At 54.7% G+C, this 4620-nt stretch carries 4 protein-coding genes; 3 read left to right on the top strand and 1 reads right to left on the bottom strand.

Annotation, left to right across the window (positions count from 1 at the left end; genetic code table 11):
* Nucleotides 1-193 precede the first annotated feature (193 nt).
* The 3 genes from QJ48_RS30170 to QJ48_RS30180 all read left to right on the top strand — a co-directional run bounded on the left by QJ48_RS30170 (nt 194) and on the right by QJ48_RS30180 (nt 3869).
* A complete protein-coding gene (locus tag QJ48_RS30170) occupies nt 194-544 on the top strand; it encodes a cytochrome c (protein WP_054977060.1) in 351 nt (116 codons plus the stop codon).
* 225 nt (nt 545-769) lie between these two features.
* Nucleotides 770-1456 (top strand): queuosine precursor transporter, encoded by a 687-nt coding sequence (locus QJ48_RS30175; protein WP_054977061.1) that lies wholly within the window; start codon nt 770-772, stop codon nt 1454-1456.
* A gap of 889 nt (nt 1457-2345) precedes the next feature.
* A complete protein-coding gene (locus tag QJ48_RS30180) occupies nt 2346-3869 on the top strand; it encodes an MDR family MFS transporter (RefSeq protein WP_054977062.1) in 1524 nt (507 codons plus the stop codon).
* A 51-nt stretch (nt 3870-3920) separates the two neighbouring features.
* Here the strand turns inward: QJ48_RS30180 and QJ48_RS30185 are convergent, their stop codons facing one another.
* Nucleotides 3921-4499 (bottom strand): NAD(P)H-dependent oxidoreductase, encoded by a 579-nt coding sequence (locus QJ48_RS30185; protein ID WP_054977063.1) that lies wholly within the window; start codon nt 4497-4499, stop codon nt 3921-3923.
* Nucleotides 4500-4620: the final 121 nt, after the last annotated feature.

Below are 4620 nucleotides of genomic sequence, written 5' to 3' on the forward strand. Positions count from 1 at the left end.
CCCGTTCCAGCTCTATTATAGCAAGGGCAGCAGCCTGGATCGAGCTGTCTTGTCCGCCGCAGCCCGTGCATGAAAAAAACGGCGCAGGAAAACCTAGATCAGACGTCCCTGAACACACAGGGTTCGAAGCTTGTTGGAGGGCCAAGGTTTCCTGGCCGACAAGTTTCAGCATTCTTCCAAAGGAGCTCGCCAGATGAACAAAACATTCGTATGCGCCGCCTTTCTCCTTGCCGTTTCGCTGTCTGCCTGTGGTCAACCCGCCAAAACGCCGCCTGCGGATCAAGGAGCCGCAACCCCCGCCCCGGGAGGCGGAACTGTTACCGTGGATGCCCAAGCGATCTATAAGCAAAATTGCCTCAGCTGTCATGGCGCCAATTTTGAAGGCGGCGTCGGCCCCAACCTGACGAAGGTAGGCGGCAAGTACTCCAAGGACCAGATCGCAGCGATCGTCGCGAATGGCCGTGGGGCGATGCCCGGCTTCAAAGGCAGGCTGTCCGACACCGATACCGGCGCCCTCAGCGACTGGCTCGCCGCCAAGAAATAAGGGCCTCCCTCTGCGGAACTGTATATTGTTTGCCGCCCGAACGTCCCCTGAACCGCACGTTGTCGAACGATGCTGCGGCTTTTCAGGGGATTTTTATGATTTTTATGTAAAATCGTTCCATTCCTTTTCTTGGTCGTTTCTGCTATTCTGTTATTCGATCGGGCTTCCGGCCCATCCGCGGTTCGAGACCATCCCGCGTTATCAAAACTAAGGGGGAAACGGTACGTGTTTAATTTGGCATGGGGAATTTTGTTTGTCGTCGTGAATTTTGCTTTGTTTCTGCTTTGCTATCGTTTTTTCGGGAAGAAAGGACTGTACGCCTGGATCGGCTTCGCTACCGTGCTGGCCAATATCCAAGTCGTCAAAACGATCGAGCTGCTCGGCATCGTGATGACCCTCGGCAACACCATCTACACGTCGATCTACATGTCGACAGACCTGCTCAACGAGAAATATGGGACGAAGGAAGCCAAGCAGGCGGTATGGTTTGGCTTTTTCAGCTTGGTCGCTTCGACGGTCATCATGCAGATGGCGCTCGTGTTCACGCCGCAGGAAAGCGACATCGCGCAGAGCTCGCTCGAGACGATCTTCGGCTTAATGCCGCGACTGGCCGCGGCCAGTCTATGCGCCTACTTTATCAGCCAGTTCCTCGACGTGCGGGTGTACAGCTATCTGAAGAAGCGATTTCCCGTTTACAACCAGTTCTGGATCCGGACGAACGGCAGCACGGGGCTCAGCCAGCTTGTGGACTCGCTGGTCTTCTGCACCATCGCTTTCGCCGGGGTGTATACGCTGGACGTCTGGCTGCAAATTTTGCTGACGACCTACTTGTTCAAATTCGTCATCTCCGTCGCTTCGACGCCGGTGCTCTACATCGCCCGCAGCTTCCGCTTCAAGGAAGACGGGGCTTGATTCGTTGTAAAGGCGCTTCCGTTCGTCTATTCGGCGGGAGCGCCTTTGTTGTTTAAGGGGCCATGTTCGCCCCATCGGCATGCGGTCTTAAAAGAATCGGATTTACCTCACCTGCTTGGATACAGTATGTACAGCCTACCCCGGAATTCAGAGGATATCTCGGGTTTAAGAAACTACGAAACAGAGAGCTCACTTTTGCCGAGAGGTGATGAATCATGAAAATACACAATTGTCCTTCTTGTAATACCTACAGTAGAGAATGCACAATCGTCATCCAGAATGCGTTGAACCATTCGGAAGAGATTCTAAAGTGCAGTATCTGTTCCTGGAGCGGAAAGTGGTCGGACATGAAAGTGCGGGAGATCCCAGAAGACGAACCGATCCCGGGCGTCGAACCGATTACTGATTATGGTGTGCTTCATTCAGATACAGCTAGAATTACATATACAGGAGGTTGTTGCCCTCATTGTGGGGGGAGTGATCCTTTATGCTGGTGTATGATGATCGATTTCTGTGAGCCTCCTGCTCGTTAGCGTAACAAGGCTGCCGATCTTCTATCAGACCCTGAAGTGTTGGTCGCACATCATGGTCTGCTGGACGCTAACCCACGGTGCGCTGTAATGAAACTTTAGTAAGCGGAGAAAAACCACCGAAGGCCCGTCTGTGAAGCTAATCGGTGGTTTTTCATTTGCGCCGCTTACGTTTTATATCTTTCGACAAAATAAGTCATGTGAAAACACTCCCCCTTTTACGAACCCCCCGCACCCCCATATCTCCAAAAAAACTTTATATCCAACCGCTGAATCCTGACATCCAGTTGTCAGTTAGACTAAGGTATAGTATGTCTATAAAGCTTAAAACATTTCATATCGGAGGTAGACAACGACTCATGAGCAAAACAAACAACAAAACCGGGATGGTCGTAGCGGGGCTGCTTCTCGCGATCCTGATGGCCTCGATGGACAATACCATCATGGCGACCGCGATCGGAACGATCGTCGGGGAGCTCGGCGGACTCGATAAATTCGTCTGGGCGACCTCCGCCTACATGGTGGCGGAAATGGCAGGAATGCCGATCTTCGGCAAACTATCCGATATGTATGGACGCAAACGATTTTTCGTCTTCGGGATCATCGTCTTTATGCTCGGCTCCGTTCTCTGCGGAACCGCGACTTCGATCGTACAATTAAGCATCTACCGCGCGATTCAAGGAATTGGCGGCGGGGCCTTGGTGCCAATTGCGTTTACGATCATGTTCGACACGGTCACGCCGGAGAACCGGGGTAAGCTCGGCGGGCTATTCGGCGCGGTGTTCGGCATGTCCAGTATTTTCGGTCCGCTGCTCGGGGCTTACATTACGGATTACATCCACTGGAGCTGGATTTTTTATATCAACCTGCCGCTTGGCTTAATCTCGTTTGTCATGATTGCGTTCTTCTATAAAGAGTCGCCGGTTCATTCGAAGCAGCGGATCGACTGGTGGGGGGCCACCACACTGGTCGGAGCCGTCGTCTGCCTCATGTTCGCGATGGAGCTCGGCGGCAAGCAGTATGCCTGGGGCTCGATTCAAATCTTGGGCTTGTTCGCCGGATTTGCGGTCCTTACCCTGCTGTTCCTGTTCGTCGAAAAGCGTGCCGAAGAGCCGATCATTTCGTTCGGCATGTTCCGGAACCGTCTCTACGCGACAAGCAATGCCGTTGCGATTTTGAGCGGAGCGGCGTTCATTACGGCCTCCGTGTATATTCCGATCTTCATTCAAGGCGTGCTTGGCGGAACGGCCACCAATTCCGGTCTCATGCTGCTGCCGATGATGCTCAGCTCGGTCGTTACGGCGACCTTGGGCGGTTTCTTGATGACAAAGATACCGTTCCGGTCGATCATGATTCCGACGCTGGTCCTGCTTGTACTGGGTCTCGCCCTTCTCACGACCTTGACGCCCGAATCGCCGCGTTTGATCGTCACGCTGTACATGATCTTGACGGGCCTCGGCATCGGAGCTTCCTTCTCCGTGCTCAGCAACGCGGCGATCCATTCGTTCCCGGCCAGCCAGCGCGGGGCGGCGACGTCTACGCTCAATTTCCTTCGTTCGCTCGGCATGACCCTCGGCATCACGCTGTTCGGCATCATCCAAAGCCATGCGCTGACCCGGAAGCTGACGGATGCCTTTACCGGAAGCGGTCAAGCCGCCGTCCCGCAGGGCCTCGACTTCAGCGACCCGCATGCGCTGCTGGACCCGGCCACCCGGGCCCAGATCCCTCCGCAAGCGCTGGGCACGATCGCGGAAGGGCTGTCGTCCTCCGTCGTCCTGACGTTTGCCTGGAGCCTGATCCCGGCAGGCTTGGCGCTTGTTGCAGCCTTCGCAATGAGCAGGGAGAAGCTGGACCCGGCAGCCGAAGCGGCGGCTTCCCACTGATCTGCACAAGAAGCCTGTGTCCCCTTGCGGGAGGCACAGGCTTCTTGTCGCTTACGCCAAAGCTTGTCCCAGACGGTTCACTTTCACCAACCAATGCTCTCGCTCCATGTCCGTCAACTTGCCGACTTGACCGATGGAGGTGACCTTGACGGGCCGGATGCCGCAAAACTGCAGCGTGGATAGCTTCATCATCCGATGACCCGGCTGGCCTTGCACGAGCCGGTAATACCAGAGCGGCGCATCCATCGTCACGATCAGCCTCGCCGTTCTGCCTTTGAGCAGCTGATCGGGAAGCGAGGAGCCTTTCTTGTATTTAAATGCGTAGCCCGGCAGGAAGACGCGGTCGAGAAAGCCCTTGAGCAGCGCAGGCGGACCTCCCCACCAGATCGGATATGTAAAGACCAGATGCTCCGCCCACCGGATGGACTCCTGCGCCTTGACCAGATCGTCCTCCAGCGGAAGCTTATGCTTGTATCCGCCCGACAGATTCGGGTTAAAATCCAGCTCTGCCAGACGAATTACCCGAACCTCAGCCCCGGAAGCTGCAGCTCCCTCCGCATAAGCCTCTCCAAGCGCCCATCCGTAGCTGTGCTCCACCGGATTTCCTTGCACGATCAAAACTTTTTTCATGACTGAACCCGCTCCTTTTGGTTAGCATCCACTAACTTTGTATGTAAAAAGAAAAGGTCATAGCTGACCTTAGACTGTTGAGGAACCCTAGAAGTAGAAAAACTCAGACAAATAGAGGTGG

This window comes from Paenibacillus sp. A3, assembly GCF_001399685.1.
Taxonomy (GTDB): domain Bacteria; phylum Bacillota; class Bacilli; order Paenibacillales; family NBRC-103111; genus Paenibacillus_G.

Excerpts from the sequence above, each read along its gene's own strand:
- QJ48_RS30170 (WP_054977060.1), top strand. The coding sequence starts at position 194 with ATGAACAAAACATTCGTATGCGCCGCCTTTCTCCTTGCCGTTTCGCTG.
- QJ48_RS30180 (WP_054977062.1), top strand. The coding sequence starts at position 2,346 with ATGAGCAAAACAAACAACAAAACCGGGATGGTCGTAGCGGGGCTGCTT.
- QJ48_RS30185 (WP_054977063.1), bottom strand. The coding sequence starts at position 4,499 with ATGAAAAAAGTTTTGATCGTGCAAGGAAATCCGGTGGAGCACAGCTAC.